We start from the raw sequence: 18800 nt of genomic DNA, 5'->3' as shown, positions 1-18800 counted from the left end.
CGTGGGTTCGTCGGAACGGCCTCCGGCGTGGCGGGGCGCTTACTCGAGCTCCCAGCCGGCCTTCTCCGCCGCGGTCTCCACCGGGACGAACTCCCAGCCCGCCTCCTCCGCGATCCACTCCTCCTCGGCCGTGCCGACGAGGACCATCCGTTCGGCGAAGAACATCGACATCTCGGTGATCTCCGCCAGGCGTTCGGCGGGGCCGGTGCCCGAGCCGTTGAAGAAGTCGGCGTCGATCCCGTTCTCGCGCTGGAACTTGTTGAGGACGTGCGCGTCGGCCTCGCCGACGAGGCCGACCCAGTCGGCCCACGCCGCGCTCGCGAAGACGAACCCCGGATCAGCGAGGCGTTTCGCCGCTCGGTAGGTGAACGCCATCGTCATCTCGTCGGCACCCCCACCGTGGGGACCCGAGGCCTCCTCGGGGACGCCCCCGTCGTTTCGCTCGTCCTCGGCCGCCTGCCGTGCGGAGGTTCCCCCCGCCCCGCCCTGGTCGGTCGGCATGCCGACGGGCCTGTTCCGGTTCTCGCGGGGAACGTGCGGCGTCGCCGCTCCGGGGCCGGTCGGCGTCTCGGAGCCGCTTCCGTCGTCGGTCGAGTCGGCGGCCGGCCCCGAATCGGCGTCGGTCCCGGCCGTTGGAGTCTCGTCCTCCGGCTCCCCCTTACCGCGCCAGAACCAGTCGCCGCGGTTCGGGTCGGGTCCCTCCGAGGCCTCGTCCGTCTCGGTCTCGATCTCGTCGAGGTCGATGCTGTCGGTCATCGTTTCGAACCCTCGTTCAGGTCGTCCAGCCCCAGTCGATCGAGCGTCTCACGCGTGGGCCGACCCCGCTCGTCCCAGCCGCGGGCGGCGTAGTAGCGATCGAGCAGCGCCTCGAACTCCCCGGCGTCGATCGCGTGGCCGTCGTTCGGCCCGCCGACGGCCGGCTCGGTGAGCGGCGTCGGCACCGCGTCCGCCTCGCGCTCGAGGCCCTCGCGGACGTTGAACAGCCGGGTGAGCGTCCAGATCCGCTCGCCCGTCCGTCGTAGCGTCTCGGGGGTGTGATCGTAGCCCAGTTCCGAGAGCCACGCCGCGCCCAGGTCGGCGAACCCCTCGCCGACGAAGTCGTCGACGATCAGGCTCCAGAGCACCGAGCGGCGGTCCTGCTCGTCGATCACGCGCCGGACGCGCTCGGCGTCGTCCCAGTCAGGCGAGAGCGCCTCGCTCTCGATGGGCCGGGCGCGGCGGTGACAGCCGCCCCGATCGCTCGTGGCGTAGGCGAGCGCCATCGCGCTCGCTCCCCGCGGGTCGTAGGAGGGGAGCGCCATCCCCTTCACCGCGGGGATGAGGTCCTCACCGCCGAACTCCTCGACCGCTCGCTCGACGCCGTCGGCGAGCGCGTCTCCCAGCGGCGTCGAACGGGCGGCGATCTCCTCCACCAGATCGGCGGCGGCGGCCCCGTCGCCGAACTCGATCTCGCGGTCGATCAGCCCGTCGGTGCTCGCGCGGATCGCCCAGGCGACGGCGCTGCCCGTCGAGATGACGTCGATTCCTAACCTGTCGCAGCGCGCGCCGAGCGTCGCGACCGCGTCGAACTCGTCGATGCCGAGGCCCGCACCGAGCGTCATCGGCGCCGCCCCGCGGGGGACGCTCTCGCCTTCGTCGGTGTCGACCTCGAAGCCGCCGGGGATGGGACCGTCTCGCTCCCGCCCCGTCGCGGCGTCGCGGGCGGCCTCGATGCCGATCCCGTCCGTTCCCTCGAACCGGCTCTCCTGCCAGCCGTGGGTCGCGAGCGCCCCGACCTCGTCGGCGAAGTCGACCGACTCGAGCGTCTCGCTCGTCGCCTGCCATCGGCCCGTCCCCTCGTCCAGGAACTGCCGTTCGTAGGTCTCGTACAGTGCCGAGGAGTCCTCGGGCGGGTCGCCCCGGGCGACGACGGCCTTCAGCCGCTTCGATCCCATCACCGCGCCCGCGCCTCCCCGGCCGGCGTGGTGGTCGCCGCCGTCGGCGGCGATGGTCGCGTAGCTCACCCGCTTCTCGCCCGCAGGGCCGATACAGGCGACGCGACCCTCGAGCGTCTCCGCGGTCGCCTCGGCGTCCGCACCCCACAGTTCGCCGGCGGGTTCGAGCGTCGCCTCGCCGTCCTCGACGACGAGCGCGAGGGGCTCTACGGCTCGCCCGGTGATCATCACTCCGAGGCAGTTCCCGAGCGAACCCGCAAGCGCCCCCGCGAACTCGCCGCCGCTGTAGGAGTCGAGGAAGGCACCCGTCAGCGGTGACTTGGTTATCGCGGCGTAGCGCGGCTCGCCGGGCGCCCGTCCGGTGAGCGGCCCGATCATGAACAGCAGGGCGTTCTCGGGTCCGAGCGGGTCGGTACCGGGTGCGAGCTCATCGTAGAGGTAGCGAGCGCCGAGCCCCTTCCCGCCGACGTACTCCTGGAGCCATCGCTCGGGGACGCGTTCGGTGGTGACCGTCCGATGGGTGAGATCGACCCGAAGCAGGCGATCCGGCGGGTTCGACATTCGTCACAGGTAACGCCCGAAGCGGTCATAAGCTCGTTGCTCCGGGAAAGGGCTATGGCGACCCGTAGAGTGGATCGGACATGGCAGACCCGAGCGAGAGCGAGCCCGATCTGAGCGAGCCCGAGCGGAGGGCGCTACACGACTGCCAGCTCGGGATCGAGTACGTTCACCGGGCCTACGGCGACCTGCTGGCGTTCCACCACGAGCTCGGTCGCGCGATGGACCGGTTCTACGAGGCGGAGGAGGAGCTCCGCTCGGCGGGCCACGAGGAGCTGGCGAACGAGCTCCGTGACGATCACCTGCCCGCGGGTGCGTACGGCGACGACTGGTCCTACGAGCTGGTCGAGGAGTTCCGAACGGGGCTGCTCGACGGGATCGACGGGTTCGAGACCGAGCTGCGCGACGAGCTCGCGGACGGGCTCGGCCACGTCAGCGAGCGCCGCCAGCGCCGCCGATGGCGCAAGCGGGCCGACCGGGACGAGTAGCCGTCCAGCGGCCGGTTCGACGAACCCACCACAAGGGATAATCATTCAGAACGCCAACCTATCACCATGGTCAAACGAGTGTTGGTGCCCGTCGATGGATCGGAGCAGGCGCGAGCCGCCCTGGAGTACGCGCTCGAGGAGTTCGCCGAGGAGAGGGTAACGATACTCCACGTGATCGACCCCCGCGAGTTCAACACGTACGGCGGGATCGAGGGCTGGGTCGACCTCGACCAGCTACGCGAGCAGCGCCGCGAACAGGCGAAGAAGATCGTCGAGAAGGCACGGGAGCGGGCCGAGGAACGCGGCCTCACGGTCGAGACGGAGGTGGTGACCGGCAAGGACGCACGCGCGATCCTCGACTACGCCACCGAGCACGACGTCGAACACATCGTGATGGGGAGCCACGGCCGATCGGGCATCAGCCGGGTGCTGCTCGGGAGCGTCGCGGAGAACGTCGTCCGGCGCTCGCCGATACCGGTGACGGTGGTGCGGTGAGCGATCAGTCCGCCGTCGCCGCGGTCGTCGTCCGGCGTTCGTCGAACGTCGCGTAGCCGACGAGCAGGATCGCGCCGACGGTGACGGGCCAGACGAGGATCGGGAAGTAGTTCGAGAACGGCGGGACGTAGAGGTTGACGATCGACCCCGCCAGCCCGACCGTCACGCCAGCGAACACCGCCTCGGCGGTGGTGCGTTCCCAGAACAGCAGGAACAACAGCGGCAGCCCGAAGGTGACGCCCATGCCGACGTACGCGAACTCGATGATCTCGAAGATCGTTCCAGGCTGGAGCCACGCGAGCGCGATGCCCAACAGCGCTACGCTCGCGACGACGACGCGCCCGAGGACGATCAGGCGGGCCTCGCTCGCGTCGGGATCGACGTACGCCTCGTAGAAGCGGGTGACGTCCGAGGAGGTGACGATCAGCATCGAGTCAGACGTCGAGAGGATCGCGCTGACGATCGCCGCGAGCAGGATCCCCGCGACGGCAGCGGGAAAGAGGTCGACGAGCATCACCATCGCGACGTTCTCGGGGTTGCCGACGTCCTCGTAGAGCACCCGTCCGGCGATGCCGATGAACAGCGGGACGACCAGCCGCAGCGTCTGGAAGGTGACGGCGATCACCGAGGCGGCACTGACGAGGCGTTCGGAGCGGATCGCCTGAAAGCGCATCAGCGAGTGGGGCTGGCCGATCGTCCCGAACGCGAACGTGACGTACGCGAGCGCGAACAGCGCGAGCCCCCGCCCGGCCTCGCCGGCCGAGAGCGAGAGGAGATCGGGGCTCGCGGCGTTGGCCTCCACGAGGAACTGAGACCAGCCGCCGACCTCGAGGATCGCGAGTACGGGCAGGGAGACGACGGCGACGAAGATGAGGATCCCCTGGAAGAAGTCGGTCCACACCGAGGCGTTGAACCCGCCGAGAACCGTGTACAATCCGACCGCGAGACCCCCGAGGACGATGGCGTTCGCGTAGTCGATTCCCAGTCCGGTGTCCATCGCCTGGCCGGCCGCGATGATCTGCGCGCCGATGTAGGAGGTCATGAAGAGGACGATCGCGACGGTCGAGACGAGACGGATCGCGGGGCCGAGCCGCTCGTCGGCGAACGCCCTCGAGAGGTGGTCGACGACGGTGAGACTGTCGAGTTCCTCCGAGCGGCGCCGGAAGGGCGAGGCGACGTAGCGGTACATCAGGATCACCAGCAGCACCATCGTCAACGAGAACCAGAGCCCGCCGAGACCGATCGTGAAGCCGACGCCGACCCACGCGAAGAACGTCCAGCCGCTGGCCACGGAGGAGACCTCCGAGACCGCGATCGGCCACGTACCGACGTCCCGTCCGGCGAGCAGGTAGTCCGAGAGCCGCTCGGTCTCGGTCGTGAGGAAGAAGTACAGCCCGATGGCGATCAGGATCAGCAGGTACGCGCCGAAGGTGAGTGCGAGCGCGGAGACCATCAGCGCCTCCCCAGCACCGAGACGTAGCCGTCGGCCCGTCGTCGATCGATTCGGTAGAGCAGATACGTCACGACCGGCGCGAGCCCCAACAGCAGAAGCACGACGATCGTCTCCGGAGGCAATCCCGTGGTAGCGGTCATCAGACGACGGTTCGAAACGCCCGTACAAAAATCCGGACGTCGCGGTATCGACGATCCCCTGCGGAGTTCGCTCGTCGTTCTACGCGTCGAACTCCTCGAACTCGACGTCCTCGTCGTCGCCCCGGGAGAGCAGGACGGCCACGACCAGCACGACGACGAGCAGGACGGCGACCTTCGTTCCGAGGCCGGAGCCCGACGACTCCTCGTCGGCAGCGACGTCCTCGTCCTCGTCGTCACTTTCGCCCTCGAGGCCGGTCTCGAGCGCCTCGTCCTCGGTGTCGCCGATCTCGTCAGCGCTGCCGATGAGCGGCTCGTCCTCCTCGGCGGTCTCGTCGACGAGGTCGAGGCCGCCCTCGGTGCCCTCCGTCTCCTCCGAGCGGAGCTGGCGGAGCACGCCGGCGAGCGCGGAGAGCGCGGTTACGAGGGTTCCGACCGTTCCGATCAGGTCGGTGTCGGCGTCGCTCTCGTTCTCGCTCCGCCCGCTCGAGAGCCCGAGACCCGACTCCTCGTCCTCGCTCGTCGCCCCGCCCTCGCCGGTGTTGATGAGTGAAGGGTTGTCGACCGTTATCTCTATCAGTGCCATACCTCATGCCACGACCGAGGGGGACATAAAACCGCGGTCGGGAGTCGCGGAAGCCGGGCTCGTCGGGGTCGGATCGCGGGTCGCCGCGGGTGCGCAACGTTGACCCGCCTGCGGCGCCTCGGCTCGCCCATGACGAACCCTCGCTCGGAGACCCCCGCCGGATCCGACCGTTCCGAACCACGGACGGAGGCCCCGGCGTTGCCGATCAACGAGCTCTTTCACTCGCTCCAGGGGGAGGGACGGCTCGCCGGCATGCCGAGCACGTTCGTCCGCACCAGCGGCTGTAACCTCCGGTGTTGGTTCTGCGACTCCTATCACACCTCCTGGGAGCCCTCGGGCGACTGGATGGACCTCGACACGGTCCACGAGCGGGTCGACGAGCACGGCGCGAATCACGTCGTCCTCACGGGCGGCGAGCCGCTGCTCCACGACGCGAGCGAGGGACTGTTGGGACGGCTCGCCGAGGCGGGCTATCACACCACCGTGGAGACCAACGGGACGATCGTCCCCGACCCCGATACCCCGATCGACCTCGCGAGCGTCAGTCCCAAACTCGAGAGCAGCACTCCCACGCCCGAACGCGACCCGAAGGGGGAGGGCGAGTGGGCGGAACGCCACGAGGAGCGCCGACTCGACCTCGAGGCGCTCTCGACGCTGATCGAACGCTACGACCACCAGCTGAAGTTCGTCGTCACCGATCGAGGGGACGTCGAGGAGATCACGGAGCTGCTCGGCCGGCTTCGCGAACGGGTTCCGGTGGCCGACGAGGACGTCCTGTTGATGCCCGAGGGCGCGACGCGCGACCGGCTCGACGAGACTCAGGGGACGGTCGCGGATCTCGCGATGGAGTACGGCTTTCGCTACACCCCGCGACTGCACGTCGACCTGTGGAACGACGCGCCGGGAACCTGAGAGAGCAGTAGAAGCACGGTCCGACGAAGTACGACCCTCGCTCGTTAGTCACGGCTCCACGGCTGACTCGCTCTATCCGCCCGTCCTCGGTAAACACGGGGATCTCATCTCTGAAGATAGGGACGGGAAACCCGCATACTGGATTACGGTCACTCCATCCGAAACGGAGCCGTCTTCGATCGAAGACCGCCTCGCCGAATCAATCATCTTTTGATAGGATATGGATCATCCCTGCATAAGCAATACACATCTATAACCTGTACGCAGGTGTGAATACGGAGTAACGATGGAACGATCAGACCGAGGACCGACGCTGACGCGGCAACGGCGACCGCACCGACTGTTCGAGAACGTCGCCGACTGGATGGGGCAGGTAGGCGGCCGGATGGTCTCGGGACCGGGTCCCGAAACGGACGGTTCGAACGCCGACTCCGGCGGTATCACGGACGAGTGACGATGCGACTCGTACAGGTCCTCGTTTCGGAGGAGAAACGAGGAGCCATCGTCGACATTCTCGACGAGGAGAACATCGATTTCGTCCTTACGGAGGAGGCGAGCGATCGCGATCTGAACTCGGTGATCTCCTTTCCGCTTCCGACCCCCGCCGTCGAACCGATTCTGTCACAGCTCAGGGAGGTCCAGACGGAGGAGGACTCGTACGTCATCGTCACGGCGGCCGAAACCGTCGTCTCCCGGCAGTTCGAGGAACTCGAATCCCGTTACGAGAAGGGCGGCGATCCGAGGGATACGACCCGCATCGCCCGCGAGGAACTCTTCGAACGGGCCGAGGACATGTCGCCCGCGCATCGAACGTTCCTCCTCCTGACGACCATCAGTTCGATCGTCGCCACCACCGGACTACTGCTCGATTCCGCGGCCGTCGTGGTCGGATCGATGGTGATCGCCCCGCTGTTGGGCCCGGCGATCGGTACGGGCGTCGGAACGGTGCTCGACAACGAGAACCTCTTTCGCGAAGGGGTCAAACAGCAGGCGATCGGGCTCGTCGCCGCCGTCGCCGCCGCGACGCTGTTCACGCTGTTCGTTCAAGCGACGAACCTCGTGCCGCCGGGCACCGACGTTCTCGCGATCTCGGAGATCAACAGCCGTGTCTCACCTGACCTCCTCACGCTCGTGATCGCGATCGGTGCGGGTGTCGCCGGCGCGTGGAGTCTGACGGCCGGTTCGTCGGAGGTTCTCGTAGGCGTGATGGTCGCCGCAGCGCTCGTCCCGCCGCTCGGCGTCGTCGGCATCGGTATCGCATACGGCATGCCGGTCGTGGCGTTGAGCGCGAGCGTGTCCGTACTCGTCAACGTCTGTGCGATCAACATCGCCGGCCTCGGCGTGTTCTGGTACAAGGGATATCGTCCGACGACCTGGTCGAAAGAGAACCGGGCGTCGAGGGAAACGCGACGGCGGATCCTCGTGTTCATCGCACTCACGCTCGTCCTCTCGGGGTTTCTCGGGCTGGTCTCCTACGACGCCTATCGAACCTCGCAGTTCGAGCAGGAGCTCCGAAGCGACGTCTCGGCCGCCGTCGACGCCGAGACGGGCGCGGACGTCGAACTGATCGACACCGAAGTGCAGTATGAAGATCCGGTCCCGTTCCAGCAGCCCCAACGCGTCATAGTCACCGTCAGCGTTCCGCCTGGACAGGAACCACTGTCCCTCGCCGATAGCATCCAGCAGCGGACCGACACGCGGATTCGGTCCTCGTTCCACGTTCCGGGTATCGGACCGATTCTCGACTCGAGTCAAGCCGAGATATACGTCCGCTACGTCCTGAGGGAGTCGCAGTGACGGCCGGCTCGTGGTAGTTTTCGGGATGCTCGATCGTTCCAGTCCGGTTTCGATCGTCCGACTACGAGGAGAGACGCCCCCTCACTGATCCCCGTGAGTTCCGAGGGGTCTATTCACGCTCGGCGCATCCGCTCGCCCATGACGGAAGCCGTCGTCCTCCTCTCGGGGGGCATGGACAGCGCGACCGCCGCCTACGAGGCTCGAAACGAGGGCTACGAGATCAGCGCGCTCCACACCTCCTACGGCCAGCGAACCGAGGGGAAGGAGTACGACTGCGCGTACCGGATCGCCGAGGAACTCGACGCGAGCGACTTCCTCCACATCGAGACCGATCATCTCAGTGCCATCGGCGGCTCGAGCCTCACCGACGAGTCGATGGCGGTGGGCGACGCGAGCGACGATGATGAGATCCCCGACACGTACGTCCCCTTCCGGAACGCGAACCTGCTGTCGATGGCGGTCTCCTACGCCGAGGCCCGCGGCGCGGAGGCCGTCTTCATCGGCGCCCACAGCGAGGACTTCGCGGGCTACCCCGACTGCCGGCCCGCCTTCTTCGAGGCGTTCCAGGGCGTCGTCGATACGGGGACGAAGCCAGGTACGGCGATCTCGATCGAGGCGCCGTACGTCGAACGTTCGAAGACCGAGATCGCCGAACGCGGCCTCGATCTCGGCGTCCCCTACGAGCACACGTGGAGCTGTTATCGCGCGGAGGAGCCGGCCTGCGGGACCTGTGACTCCTGTTCCTACAGGCGAGAGGCGTTCGAGCGCGCCGGCAGCGAGGACCCAATCGCGTACGCGACGGACTGAGCTACCCGCCGATCCGGGTCTCCAGAAACGCGCGGATCCGACCCGCGGTCTCCTCGCGAGTCGGGTGGCGCTCGTAGCGTTCGCGCGCGGCGATCCCCAGGTCGGCGAGGAAAGCGCGGTCGTCGATCACGGAACCGACGGCGCGGCCGATCGCCGCCGGGTCGTTCGGCGCGACGAGGAACCCGGTCCGACCGTCGTCCACGAGATCGGCGGCGCCGCCGTCGGCGCTCGCGATCGGCGGCAGACCGAACCCCATCCCCTCGAGATAAGCGATGCCGAACCCCTCGTGGCTCGAGGGGACCGCGAGCAGGTGGGCGCGTTCGAACCGTTCGGCGAGCGCGTCGTCGTCGAGCCAGCCCGTGAACCGGACCCGATCGGCGAGATCGAGGTCGTCGATCAGCGTCCGGACCCGAGCGACGTGACCCGCGTTGCCCTCGCTCCCGACGACGGTCAGCCGCCAGTCGCCGTCGACCCGCGCGAGCCCGCGAACCAGGTCGTCGAGCCCCTTGCGCGGGACGAGGTTGCCGACGAACAGCAGTTCGAGAGGCCCCTCGTGGGCGTGTTCGCGGATCGCCGTCGCCGAGATCCGCGGGGCGAAGCGTCCCCGCCCGGGCCAGGCGACGATTCCGGGAACCGACGCGAGCCGCGAGACCGACAGCTGGGTCGCCCGGCTGGGACAGACCACGGCGTCGACACTCCGAAGGTATCGGCGTTCGAGGCCCGTGGCGAGCCATCGATCGACCCGGGAGCGGTCCTCGCTCGATCGGAGGTGGTGGACGATCGAGACGATCGGGTAGCCACGATCCGTGCGGTTCGCCCGGAACAGCGAGGGATGACAGAGCTCGTCCTGCAGGAGGACGTCGAACGGCCGGTCGAACGCTCGGGAGAGTCGCGACGAGAGGCCGTGACCCAGACTGCGGAGGTAGCCCGTCTCCGGCAGCGAGATCACGTCGACGCGGTCGCCGCAGGCGCGGAGCCCCTCGACGAGTTCGCGATCGTAGCGGTAGCCCCCCGACCGCGGTTCGAGGTCGCCATAGACGACGAGGCCGACGTACATCAGGCCGTCAACGCCCGCTCGTAGCTCGCCCAGGCGATCTCGTCCTCGTGGAGCCTGACCGTCAGCGTCTCGACCTCCGGGGCGTCGAGGCTCCCGGCAAGGCGGTCGGCGACGATCCGCGCGAAGTGCTCGACGCTGGGGTTCAACCCGTCGAAGGCCTCGCGGTCGTTGAGTAGCTCGTCCCGGTAGCGCTCCTCGACGGCGTCGACCGCCGCGATTAGCTCGTCGATGTCGAGCAGGTAGCCGTACTCGTTCAGTTCGGGACCCCGACAGCGAACCTCCAGTTCGTAGCGGTGCGAGTGGGGCTCGCCCTCGGGGCCGGGGTCGGGGACGGTGAGGAAGTGCTGTGCGACGAAGTCGGTCGAGACGGAGACGCGGTACATGGAGGGAGGATACGGCCGCGAGCCCAAATAGTTCGGCCCGGTCGAGCTACCACGACCGGGTCGGACCTCACGAGGCCGGAACGATCCGAAAGAGACCGCTCGCGTCGGCGCCGCTCCCGAGCACGTAGAGCTCCCCGACGGGGTCGCGGCCGAACGCGAAGAGCCGTTCGAGGCCCTCCGCGCCCGCAGCGATCTCGACGGTGCCGATCGACCACAGCCCGCCGTCCTCGGCGGGTCGGGCGGCGAACAGCCGGCCGTCCGCGTGGAGATCGCCGAAGACGTATGTGTCCTCCAGTTCCGAGAGCGCCGAGCCGCGGTAGACGTGCCCCCCGATCACCGAGACGCCGCCGACCGCCGGCTCCTCCTCGCCGCCGGGGTGTGGGTACTCGACGATCGGATCGAGCAACGGCTCGCCGCCGCGGACGTCCTCGGGCGTCTCGTTCGGACAGTTCTCGGCGTTGAAACAGCCGGTTCCCTCCTTGACGTTCCAGCCGTAGTTGCCGCCGCGCTCGACGAGGTTCACCTCCTCCCACTCGTCCTTCCCGACGTCGGCGACGAAGAGGTCGTCGCCGTCGAACGACATCCGCCAGGGGTTCCGAAAGCCCCACGCGTAGTACTCGTCGAGACCGTCCTCACCGACCAGGGGGTTGTCGTCCGGCACCGAGTACCCCTCGCCGTCCGCCCGGTCGTCGACGTCGATGCGGAGGACGCTTCCCAGGAGGTTCTCGACGACGTCCTGGCCGTAACCGCCGGTGCCGGGCCCCTGCCATTCGAGGTCGGGGGACGCGGCGCTGTCGCCGACCGGGACGTAGAGGTAGCCGTCCGGCCCGAACGCGATGTCGCCGGCGTTGTGGATCTCGTTGGGCTTGGGGATCTCGAGGACCGCGCGCTCGGCGTCGGCCACGATTTCCCTGCCGTCCTCGCTCACCTCGAACTCCGCGAGGACGAACGTGTGGCTGTAACCGTCGGGCGTCCCCGGCCGGGACGGCGAGCTGTAGCGGACGAACAGCCGTCGGTTCTCGGCGAACTCGGGGTGGAGTTCGAGGCCGAGCAGTCCCTGCTCGCCGCCGGACTCGATCGAGCCGGTCAGATCGAGCAGCGGCTCGTCGAGGCGGTCGTCCTCGTGGACGTGGACTACCCCCTCCCGTTCCGCGACGTACCGCCGATCGGCGTCGGGCACGAATGCGACGGCGGTCGGCGTCACCAGTTCGTCCGTCACGAGTTCGAGGGCGATCGCGTCCGGCAGGCCGGTGAGCGTCGCCGGCTGCACCCTGTCGGAATCGGCCGAGTCGGCCTCGGCGTCGTCGGAGCCGTCCATCGAACAGCCGGCGAGGCCGGTCGTCGTACCGGCGGCGACCGCCGCCAGGAACCGGCGGCGGCCGGTGCGGGGAACCATGGAGCGGCCCTACGAATCCGGGACGGAAATACCTGCACGTGCCGTCGATCGGCGAGGCCGAAGGAGAGGAACCGCTCGCCTCCGGCATCGACGTACATTAGTCCACGGAGTCCAAGATCCGGTATGTCACAACCGACCGATCTCGAGGAGCTCCGTCACGGGACCGACCTCGTCAAGCGCGGGTTCGCCCGGATGCAGAAGGGCGGCGTCGTCATGGACGTCGTCGACCGGAAGCAGGCCCGGATCGCCGAGGACGCCGGCGCCGTCGCGGTGATGGCGCTCGAGGCCGTCCCGGCGGACATCCGAAAGCGCGGCGGCGTCGCCCGGATGGCCGACCCCGGCGACGTCCGGGAGATCATCGAGGAGGTCTCCATCCCCGTGATGGGCAAATCGAGGATCGGTCACACGAAGGAGGCGGAGATCCTCGAGACGATCGGCGTCGACATGATCGACGAGAGCGAGGTGCTCACGCCCGCTGACGACAGTTACCACATCGAGAAGCGCGAGTTCACCGCGCCGTTCGTCTGTGGCGCGCGGAACCTCGGCGAGGCGCTTCGACGCATCGACGAGGGCGCCGCCATGATCCGCACGAAGGGCGAGGCGGGCACCGGCGACGTGAACCAGGCCGTCCACCACCAGCGGAACATCAAGGCGACGATCCGAAAGCTCCAGGGGATGTCCAGCGAGGAACGGACCGCGTGGGCCCGCGAACACGAGGCGCCGGCGGCCCTCGTCGAGGAGACCGCCGAGAGCGGACGCCTCCCGGTCGTGAACTTCGCGGCCGGCGGGATCGCCACGCCCGCTGACGCCGCGCTGATGATGCACCACGGCTGTGACGGCATCTTCGTCGGTAGCGGCATCTTCGGCGCCGAGAACCCCGAGGCGATGGGCGAGGCGATCGTCGAGGCGGTCAACGCCTGGGACGACCCCGAGACGCTCGCCGGCATCACCGAGGGGATCGGCGGGGGGATGAAGGGCGAGGCCAACGCGAACCTCCCCGAGGAGGAGCGCCTCCAGGGACGCGGCGTGTGACCGTAGCCGTGATCGAAGCCGAACGATGGGCCTGATCGCGGGCGTCGTCGCCGTCCAGGGCAACGTCAGCGAGCACGCCGACGCGATCGAGCGCGCCGCCGCCCGCCACGGCGAGCGGGTCGAGGTGCGGGAGGTCCGGGAGTCGGGGGTGGTCCCCGACTGTGACCTGCTGGCGATGCCAGGAGGCGAGTCCACGACCATCTCCCGGCTCGTCCACCGCGGGGGGATCGCCCCCGAGATCGAGGAGCACGTGGCGGCCGGAAAGCCGCTTCTCGCGACGTGTGCTGGGCTGATCGTCGCCGCACGGGACGCGGGCGACGAGCGCGTCGAGTGTCTGGGACTGATCGACGCGGCCGTCGATCGCAACGCCTTCGGCCGCCAGCGCGACAGCTTCGAGACGTCGCTCGACGTCGAGGGCTGCGACGAGCCGTTCCCGGCAGCGTTCATTCGCGCGCCACAGGTCACCGAGGTCGGCGAGGGCGTCGAGGTGCTCGCCGAACACGACGGACGGATCGTCGCCGTCCGGGACGGCCCCGTCGTCGGCACGGCGTTCCACCCGGAACTCGCCGGGTCGTCGGGGATCCACGACCTGGCGTTCTTCGAGCAGTAAAGGCGTGAGCGCCGTCGCGCCGGTCAGTCGTCGGCCGGGATCGTTCGCTCGACGCGGGTGCCGTTGTGGCGACACGCCTCGAGCGCGTGTTTCGCGGCCATACCGGCACCGTGGGCGGTCGTGCCGCGTCCGACGCCGACCTGGAGATCGACCCCTGCCTCCCGGGCGACGTGCTCGATCGCCCTCTCGTAGCGCTCGGACGCGAGTTCGGGACAGACCGCGATGATGTTGTCGCCGCCGACGAAGAAGGAGAGCGAGTCGTGCTCGCGGTGCATGTGGCGCATCAGCGCGGCGTAGCCCTGCTCGATCGTGATGAACGTCTCGAAGGCGTCGACCCGGTCGGTGTAGGTGCCGGTGACGTCGACCACGTCGAAGTGGGCGATCCGGACGTCCTCCGCGGTGCGGTCGACCTCGAGCGGCTCCCCGCCGAGGATCTCGCGACGCTCGCCGTCCTGGGCGCTACCGGCGGTCTGGAGCACCTCGGTGGCGTCCGCCAGCGCCTTCCGGGGGGTCTCCGCGACGCCGACGCCCATGCTGATCGAGACGGGATACCGGTTGCCGATCGACTCCTGAATCAGCGCGTGGTCCTCGAGGTCGAGCCCGTTGGTGACGGCGATCATGTTGTCGAAACGGGTGAAGAAGACGTAGCCACCCTCCCGGCCGATCGCCTGGCAGAGGTCGGCGTATAGGCGCGACTGGAGCGTCTGGAGGTCGACCTCGCGGCGGGGTTCGGGCGTTACCGTCCACGGCCCGTAGTTGTCGATCTGGACCAGCGAGATCTGTGTCGTCACTATAGGGTAGTGTGGGGACCATGGCTTTATTGCGTTTTGGAATCCCGACGAAGCCGTCCGAAGAGGCCGCGAACGCGCTGGGAGAGCGGTTCGAGCACCGGGTTCGCCCCCACGCAGAGATACGCCGGCCACGGGACGTACTCGCCGCCGCGCCGCACCGACAGCGCCATCGCCGTCGCGCGGTGGTTGCCGTCGGCGACGCGCCACGGCACCGCGCCCCGGCGCGTCGAGAGGACCAACGGCTCCTCTACCGAGGATGAGGATATCGACGTCGCGAGCGACTCGATGGCGAGCACGTCGACGCCGGTCTCGCGGGTCAGCCGCTCGGGATCGCCGTGGTCGATCCGCGCCGCGGCACCCCGAACGGTGCCGTCTGGCGAGAGCGCCCGCCAGAGCATCCCCTCGGGCCCGGGGACGACGTGGAGTCGGTCGAACTCCTCGCGAGAGAGGGAGAGCCGGTAGCAGGTCACGGGGGCGTCGCGCCAGAGGAACGCCGCCGCGCCGGGGTTCTCGCTGAGCAGCGCGTCGAGGGCTGCCTCGGGGGAGAGCGCCTCGATCGAGTCCTCGAGGTCGTCTCGCTCCCGGGCGAGCCACGCGCGGACGACCTCGTCGCACGGAACGCGTTCCATTGCCGTTCGACACCGGCACGTTCGTTTCGCTTTACTTAGCGATTCGGATGACGGCATCGCGACGTCGGGTCGGACATCGCCGGCTGCCCGTTTTTGCGTCCGCCGTCCGTTGGACGGGACATGTGCCCGGAGTTCGAGACCGAACTCGCGGCCGTCCCCGAGGAACGGTTCGACCGCTCGCAGTTCGTCCCGTCGGTCGACCCGCTCGATGCCGACGTGATGCCCGTCGGGGAGGCGCCCGGAGCCGACGAGGTCGAACGGCTCGAGCGCGTTCTGGAGGAGGTGGGGATCGGCCGGCGGGAGATCTACATCACGAACCTCGTGAAGGTGCGACCGCCGGAGAACCGCGATCCGTACCGCGACGAGATCGAGGCGTGGTGCGGGGTGCTCGACGCGGAGATCGATCGCGTCGACCCGGACGTGATCGTGCCGATGGGGTCGTTCGCCGCGCGTGAGCTGCTCGATACCGACGAGACGATCACCGACCTGCGCGGCGAGTCGAGGACCGTTCGGAATCGAGAAGCGATCCCGACGTTCCACCCTGCGGCCGCCCTCTACGACCGGAGCAAAGTGGACACGCTAGAGGAGGACTTCGCGGCGATCCTGAGCCGACCTCAGTGAAACTTCAGCTCGACGCGTCGACCGTCGGGATCACGGACGTAGGCGGCCCAGTCACGGCCGTACGCGCCGAGTCGTTCGCGGGGTTCGCCCTCCTCGACGTCGACGCCGGCCTCGCGTAGTTCGTCGAGGAACCCCTCGATCGCCCCGCGTGAGTCGGTGTCGTCCGAGCGAAGCAACAGACAGACGTGCTCGCCGTCGACGTCGATGGGCTCGTCGGTCGGGACGAGATGGAGGTGTCTGCCGCCGGCGACGACGGCGACGAACGGTAGCTCGCCGTCCTCGAACAGTGCGCGGTCGCGAATCGGGAGACCGAGCAGCTCGTGGTAGAACTCCAGGGCGCGGTCGACGTCGCTCACACGGACGGCGACGTGGTCCAGGTCCGCGACCTCGATCATACCGCCACCCCCGGTCTCGCCGCGCGCGGTCGGACGGCCGTGTACGGGGCCTGATCGCGAACGACGGCACCGACGTCGTTCGGGCGAACCCAGGCGATCCGTGCGGTCGTCCGGTGCGGCCCGATAGTGGTCGTTCTCATCGCGCGATTCGAGGAGCGCGAGGACCAAAGCGTTCAGGGTGCGAACAGGTTTATGACGGTCCTTCTCCTTTCGAATGTCATGGCCGATCCGACGGGAGTTAAACGATCGCCGATCGACGAGAGCGCCGGTCGATATCTCCAGGAGCACGAGCGGGAGTTCCGTCGGCTCACCGAGCACGCAAAGGAGGTGTTCTGGATCAGCGATCCCGAGCGGTTCGGAACGATCTACGTCAACCCCGCCTTCGAGGAGGTGTGGGGACGATCGCGCGAGGAACTGTACGAGAACCCGGAGACGCTGCTCGAGTCGGTCCATCCCGAGGACCGCGAACGCGTCGCCGACGCCGTGGACAACGAGATCGAACGGGGTGGGTTCGACGAGATCTACCGGATCGAACGGCCCGACGGGGAGGTGCGTTGGATCCACGACCGGTCGTTCCCGGTCGAGGACGAGAACGGCGAGATCGACGAGGTGGTCGGCATCGCGGTGGACATCACCGAACGAAAGCGGATCGAGGAGCAGCTCCGCCACGAGCGCGATCTCACGAAGCGGATCCTCGACACCTGTCCGGTGACGATCCTCGTCATCGACGCCGAGCGAACGATCACGTTCGGCAACGAGCGCATGAACGAGGTCATGGGAACCGACGAGATCGCCGGGACGCCGCTGTCGGAGGTCCCCTGGACGATCTACGAGAACGGCGAGCCGGTGCCGGCGGGCCAACGGCCGTTCGACGTGATCCGAGAGCGCGAGGAGCCGGTCTACGACCTCCAGTATCCGGCCCGAATCGACGGAGAGAGTCGGTGGCTGTCGATCAACGGCGTCCCGCTGTACGAGGACGGCGAGTTCGACGGCGCCGTCTTCGTCGTGAAGGACATCACCGGCCGAAAACGCCGCGAGCAGGCGCTCTCGACGGTACACGAGGCGACGACTCGGATGATGCGGGCCGAATCCGGCGAGGAGGTGTGCGAGCTCGCGGTCGCCGCCGCCACGGAGCTGTTGCCGGTCTCGCGGACCGCGGTGTACGCGTTCGATTCGGAGACCCACGCACTGCGACCGGCCGCCCGGAGCCCGGCGGCGAGGGAGGTCGTCGAGGTACGATCGAGCATCGAGGACGGCTCGCCGATCTGGGAGGCGTTCGTCGACGGCGAGACGCGGATGGTCGACGACGGCGTGAGGGCGGCCGTGATCCCGATCGGTACCCACGGGGTGCTCGTCGTTCCGACCGATCGAACGGCGGCGTTCGACGAGGAGGCCGTCTCGCTCGCCCGCCTCCTGTGTGACGACGTGGAGGCCGCGCTCAATCGAACCGAACGGGAAGCCGCCCTCCGCGAACAGGGGGAGACCCTCCAGCGGGCCAACGAGGAGCTCGAACGACTCAACCACGTCACCGACATCATACGGAGCGTCACCCAGGCGATCGTCCGATCCGACTGTCGAGCCGGGATCACGTCGACCGTCTGTGAGCGCCTCGCCGCGGCCGAGCCCTATCGGTTCGCCTGGATCGGCGAGGTGGTCGACGAAGGGATCGATCCCGAAGCGTGGTCGGGCATCCCGAAGTCGTATCTCGAGAAGCTCGAGTCGTCGACCGAGGCCGACGACTCGGCGCCAGCGCGGACGGCCCGCACCGGGGAGCTCGCCGTCGATCGCGCGCTGTTGGAGGACCGAGACGAGGACCGGCGGACGGAGGCGCTCTCGCGAAACTACCAGTCGATCGCGGCGGTGCCGTTGGCCCACCGCGGTCGAAGCTACGGCGTCCTCTGTGTCTACGCCGATCGCGCCGACGCGTTCGGCGAGCGCGAACGAGGCGTGCTCCGCGAACTCGGCGAGACGATCGGGTACGCGATCGACGCCATGGAGACGCGAAACGCGCTGGCGAGCGACGGCGTCACCGAGCTACGCCTCCGCGTTCGCGATCCGGAGTTCGCCCCCCAGCGACTCGCCGACGAGGGCTGTCGGATCGAACACCGGGGCCTGGTTCCCCGTTCCGACGGCGCGTCCCGGTGGTTCGTCGCCGTGGACGGTACCACGCCGGAGCGAATGGACGAACTCGTCGCGGGGATCGACCGAATCGAGACCAGTCATCGAGTCGTCGAGGGGGACGCGCTCTACGAACTGATCGTCCGGCCGCCGGTTCGAGACGAGAAGCCGTGTCTCTTCGACGAGGCCGTCGAACACGGCGGGAGGATCGAATCGATGACCGCCACGGCCGAGGAGGTGACCGTTACCGTCGAGATGCCCACCGAGTCGGCCGTCCGCCGGTTCGTCGAGTCGCTGCGCTCGGATTACCGGACCGTCGAGCTCGTCGGCCGCCACGATCTCGACCGCCCGTCGATGGCCCGATCCGAACGGCAGGGGGCGGCCACGGCGGAACTGACCGACCGCCAGCAGGAGATCCTACAGGTGGCGTACTTCAGCGGCTACTTCGAGGATCCGCGCGAGACGACGGGCGCCGAACTCGCCGAGCAGTTGGGAGTCAACCGATCGACGTTTCACCGGACGCTCAGGGCGGCCGAACGCGCGTCGTTCGCGTCGCTGCTGGAGTGAGTGCAACTGGTTGCACTGTCGTCTCCGACGAACG

The 18800-nt window shown here is 68.6% G+C and carries 21 protein-coding genes; 10 read left to right on the top strand and 11 right to left on the bottom strand.

Features of this window, described 5'->3' with window-relative positions; all coding sequences use genetic code 11:
• Positions 1-39 precede the first annotated feature (39 nt).
• Positions 40-756 (bottom strand): DUF7124 domain-containing protein, encoded by a 717-nt coding sequence (locus tag V0Z78_RS13770; protein ID WP_336345249.1) that lies wholly within the window; start codon positions 754-756, stop codon positions 40-42.
• Positions 753-2495: an aldehyde ferredoxin oxidoreductase family protein gene (locus tag V0Z78_RS13765; RefSeq protein ID WP_336345248.1), complete on the bottom strand. Its 1743-nt coding sequence runs from the start codon at positions 2493-2495 to the stop codon at positions 753-755. Before V0Z78_RS13765 ends, V0Z78_RS13770 begins: the two co-directional genes overlap by 4 nt.
• Positions 2496-2575: 80 nt before the next feature.
• Between V0Z78_RS13765 and V0Z78_RS13760 the strand changes: the two genes are divergently transcribed.
• Positions 2576-2980 (top strand): hypothetical protein, encoded by a 405-nt coding sequence (locus V0Z78_RS13760; RefSeq protein WP_336345247.1) that lies wholly within the window; start codon positions 2576-2578, stop codon positions 2978-2980.
• Positions 2981-3046: 66 nt separating this feature from the next.
• Positions 3047-3475 (top strand): universal stress protein, encoded by a 429-nt coding sequence (locus V0Z78_RS13755; protein WP_336345246.1) that lies wholly within the window; start codon positions 3047-3049, stop codon positions 3473-3475.
• Between the two features lie 4 nt (positions 3476-3479).
• On the opposite strand, the gene V0Z78_RS13750 is transcribed toward V0Z78_RS13755, so the two are convergent.
• The 3 genes from V0Z78_RS13750 to V0Z78_RS13740 form a co-directional block, all read right to left on the bottom strand.
• Entirely contained in the window at positions 3480-4928 is a 1449-nt protein-coding gene (locus tag V0Z78_RS13750; RefSeq protein ID WP_336345245.1) for a sodium/proline symporter, read from the bottom strand.
• Positions 4928-5068 (bottom strand): hypothetical protein, encoded by a 141-nt coding sequence (locus V0Z78_RS13745; protein WP_336345244.1) that lies wholly within the window; start codon positions 5066-5068, stop codon positions 4928-4930. Before V0Z78_RS13745 ends, V0Z78_RS13750 begins: the two co-directional genes overlap by 1 nt.
• Positions 5069-5147: 79 nt before the next feature.
• A complete protein-coding gene (locus V0Z78_RS13740) occupies positions 5148-5651 on the bottom strand; it encodes a hypothetical protein (RefSeq protein ID WP_336345243.1) in 504 nt (167 codons plus the stop codon).
• A gap of 129 nt (positions 5652-5780) precedes the next feature.
• On the opposite strand from V0Z78_RS13740, the gene V0Z78_RS13735 reads away from it, so the two are divergent.
• From V0Z78_RS13735 to queC, 4 genes are all read left to right on the top strand, one after another.
• Positions 5781-6563 carry a 7-carboxy-7-deazaguanine synthase QueE gene (locus V0Z78_RS13735; protein ID WP_336345242.1) on the top strand — a complete coding sequence of 261 codons (783 nt, stop codon included), beginning with the start codon at positions 5781-5783 and terminating at the stop codon, positions 6561-6563.
• 286 nt (positions 6564-6849) lie between these two features.
• Positions 6850-7017 (top strand): hypothetical protein, encoded by a 168-nt coding sequence (locus tag V0Z78_RS13730; protein WP_336345241.1) that lies wholly within the window; start codon positions 6850-6852, stop codon positions 7015-7017.
• A 2-nt stretch (positions 7018-7019) separates the two neighbouring features.
• Complete coding sequence (locus tag V0Z78_RS13725) at positions 7020-8360, top strand: TIGR00341 family protein (protein ID WP_336345240.1); 1341 nt, start codon at positions 7020-7022, stop codon at positions 8358-8360.
• Between the two features lie 138 nt (positions 8361-8498).
• Positions 8499-9167, top strand: a complete 669-nt coding sequence (gene queC / locus V0Z78_RS13720; RefSeq protein WP_336345239.1) for a 7-cyano-7-deazaguanine synthase QueC — start codon at positions 8499-8501, stop codon at positions 9165-9167.
• A gap of 1 nt (position 9168) precedes the next feature.
• Here the strand turns inward: queC and V0Z78_RS13715 are convergent, their stop codons facing one another.
• From V0Z78_RS13715 to V0Z78_RS13705, 3 genes are all read right to left on the bottom strand, one after another.
• Entirely contained in the window at positions 9169-10224 is a 1056-nt protein-coding gene (locus tag V0Z78_RS13715) for a glycosyltransferase family 4 protein (protein WP_336345238.1), read from the bottom strand.
• Positions 10224-10607 (bottom strand): 6-pyruvoyl trahydropterin synthase family protein, encoded by a 384-nt coding sequence (locus V0Z78_RS13710; RefSeq protein ID WP_336345237.1) that lies wholly within the window; start codon positions 10605-10607, stop codon positions 10224-10226. The genes V0Z78_RS13715 and V0Z78_RS13710 overlap by 1 nt, the downstream gene beginning before the upstream one ends.
• Before the next feature lie 67 nt (positions 10608-10674).
• Positions 10675-12003, bottom strand: coding sequence for a PQQ-dependent sugar dehydrogenase (locus tag V0Z78_RS13705; RefSeq protein WP_336345236.1), 1329 nt, complete (start codon positions 12001-12003; stop codon positions 10675-10677).
• A gap of 123 nt (positions 12004-12126) precedes the next feature.
• On the opposite strand from V0Z78_RS13705, the gene pdxS reads away from it, so the two are divergent.
• Together pdxS and pdxT are read left to right on the top strand one after the other, a co-directional pair.
• The gene (gene pdxS / locus V0Z78_RS13700; RefSeq protein WP_336345235.1) at positions 12127-13035 is read left to right on the top strand and encodes a pyridoxal 5'-phosphate synthase lyase subunit PdxS; all 909 of its coding nucleotides are present in this window, start codon (positions 12127-12129) and stop codon (positions 13033-13035) included.
• Between the two features lie 25 nt (positions 13036-13060).
• On the top strand, positions 13061-13645 hold the full coding sequence (pdxT, locus tag V0Z78_RS13695) for a pyridoxal 5'-phosphate synthase glutaminase subunit PdxT (RefSeq protein WP_336345234.1): 585 nt from the start codon (positions 13061-13063) through the stop codon (positions 13643-13645).
• A 23-nt stretch (positions 13646-13668) separates the two neighbouring features.
• Here pdxT and V0Z78_RS13690 read toward each other — a convergent pair whose 3' ends face one another.
• Both V0Z78_RS13690 and V0Z78_RS13685 read right to left on the bottom strand, forming a co-directional pair.
• Positions 13669-14439 carry a GTP cyclohydrolase III gene (locus V0Z78_RS13690; protein ID WP_336345879.1) on the bottom strand — a complete coding sequence of 257 codons (771 nt, stop codon included), beginning with the start codon at positions 14437-14439 and terminating at the stop codon, positions 13669-13671.
• 23 nt (positions 14440-14462) lie between these two features.
• A complete protein-coding gene (locus V0Z78_RS13685) occupies positions 14463-15065 on the bottom strand; it encodes a hypothetical protein (protein WP_336345233.1) in 603 nt (200 codons plus the stop codon).
• Between the two features lie 120 nt (positions 15066-15185).
• On the opposite strand from V0Z78_RS13685, the gene V0Z78_RS13680 reads away from it, so the two are divergent.
• Positions 15186-15686, top strand: a complete 501-nt coding sequence (locus V0Z78_RS13680; protein ID WP_336345232.1) for a uracil-DNA glycosylase — start codon at positions 15186-15188, stop codon at positions 15684-15686.
• Here the strand turns inward: V0Z78_RS13680 and V0Z78_RS13675 are convergent.
• Positions 15680-16081: a VOC family protein gene (locus V0Z78_RS13675; protein WP_336345231.1), complete on the bottom strand. Its 402-nt coding sequence runs from the start codon at positions 16079-16081 to the stop codon at positions 15680-15682. The genes V0Z78_RS13680 and V0Z78_RS13675 overlap by 7 nt on opposite strands.
• A 219-nt stretch (positions 16082-16300) precedes the next feature.
• Here V0Z78_RS13675 and V0Z78_RS13670 point away from each other — a divergent pair, with 219 nt between their 5' ends.
• Complete coding sequence (locus V0Z78_RS13670) at positions 16301-18766, top strand: PAS domain S-box protein (RefSeq protein WP_336345230.1); 2466 nt, start codon at positions 16301-16303, stop codon at positions 18764-18766.
• The last annotated feature ends 34 nt before the right edge of the window (positions 18767-18800 follow it).

The sequence above is a fragment of the Halalkalicoccus sp. CG83 genome (assembly GCF_037081715.1).
GTDB lineage: Archaea > Halobacteriota > Halobacteria > Halobacteriales > Halalkalicoccaceae > Halalkalicoccus > Halalkalicoccus ordinarius.
Note: the sequence above shows the minus strand (reverse complement) of the source record. Positions and strands in the feature narration are given on the sequence as shown.

What these genes read in the sequence shown, in the direction of transcription:
- V0Z78_RS13770 (WP_336345249.1), bottom strand. Translation starts at nt 756, where the DNA reads ATGACCGACAGCATCGACCTCGACGAGATCGAGACCGAGACGGACGAG.
- V0Z78_RS13765 (WP_336345248.1), bottom strand. Translation starts at nt 2,495, where the DNA reads ATGTCGAACCCGCCGGATCGCCTGCTTCGGGTCGATCTCACCCATCGG.
- V0Z78_RS13760 (WP_336345247.1), top strand. Translation starts at nt 2,576, where the DNA reads ATGGCAGACCCGAGCGAGAGCGAGCCCGATCTGAGCGAGCCCGAGCGG.
- V0Z78_RS13755 (WP_336345246.1), top strand. Translation starts at nt 3,047, where the DNA reads ATGGTCAAACGAGTGTTGGTGCCCGTCGATGGATCGGAGCAGGCGCGA.
- V0Z78_RS13750 (WP_336345245.1), bottom strand. Translation starts at nt 4,928, where the DNA reads ATGGTCTCCGCGCTCGCACTCACCTTCGGCGCGTACCTGCTGATCCTG.
- V0Z78_RS13745 (WP_336345244.1), bottom strand. Translation starts at nt 5,068, where the DNA reads ATGACCGCTACCACGGGATTGCCTCCGGAGACGATCGTCGTGCTTCTG.
- V0Z78_RS13740 (WP_336345243.1), bottom strand. Translation starts at nt 5,651, where the DNA reads ATGGCACTGATAGAGATAACGGTCGACAACCCTTCACTCATCAACACC.
- V0Z78_RS13735 (WP_336345242.1), top strand. Translation starts at nt 5,781, where the DNA reads ATGACGAACCCTCGCTCGGAGACCCCCGCCGGATCCGACCGTTCCGAA.
- V0Z78_RS13730 (WP_336345241.1), top strand. Translation starts at nt 6,850, where the DNA reads ATGGAACGATCAGACCGAGGACCGACGCTGACGCGGCAACGGCGACCG.
- V0Z78_RS13725 (WP_336345240.1), top strand. Translation starts at nt 7,020, where the DNA reads ATGCGACTCGTACAGGTCCTCGTTTCGGAGGAGAAACGAGGAGCCATC.
- queC (WP_336345239.1), top strand. Translation starts at nt 8,499, where the DNA reads ATGACGGAAGCCGTCGTCCTCCTCTCGGGGGGCATGGACAGCGCGACC.
- V0Z78_RS13715 (WP_336345238.1), bottom strand. Translation starts at nt 10,224, where the DNA reads ATGTACGTCGGCCTCGTCGTCTATGGCGACCTCGAACCGCGGTCGGGG.
- V0Z78_RS13710 (WP_336345237.1), bottom strand. Translation starts at nt 10,607, where the DNA reads ATGTACCGCGTCTCCGTCTCGACCGACTTCGTCGCACAGCACTTCCTC.
- V0Z78_RS13705 (WP_336345236.1), bottom strand. Translation starts at nt 12,003, where the DNA reads ATGGTTCCCCGCACCGGCCGCCGCCGGTTCCTGGCGGCGGTCGCCGCC.
- pdxS (WP_336345235.1), top strand. Translation starts at nt 12,127, where the DNA reads ATGTCACAACCGACCGATCTCGAGGAGCTCCGTCACGGGACCGACCTC.
- pdxT (WP_336345234.1), top strand. Translation starts at nt 13,061, where the DNA reads ATGGGCCTGATCGCGGGCGTCGTCGCCGTCCAGGGCAACGTCAGCGAG.
- V0Z78_RS13685 (WP_336345233.1), bottom strand. Translation starts at nt 15,065, where the DNA reads ATGGAACGCGTTCCGTGCGACGAGGTCGTCCGCGCGTGGCTCGCCCGG.
- V0Z78_RS13680 (WP_336345232.1), top strand. Translation starts at nt 15,186, where the DNA reads ATGTGCCCGGAGTTCGAGACCGAACTCGCGGCCGTCCCCGAGGAACGG.
- V0Z78_RS13675 (WP_336345231.1), bottom strand. Translation starts at nt 16,081, where the DNA reads ATGATCGAGGTCGCGGACCTGGACCACGTCGCCGTCCGTGTGAGCGAC.
- V0Z78_RS13670 (WP_336345230.1), top strand. Translation starts at nt 16,301, where the DNA reads ATGGCCGATCCGACGGGAGTTAAACGATCGCCGATCGACGAGAGCGCC.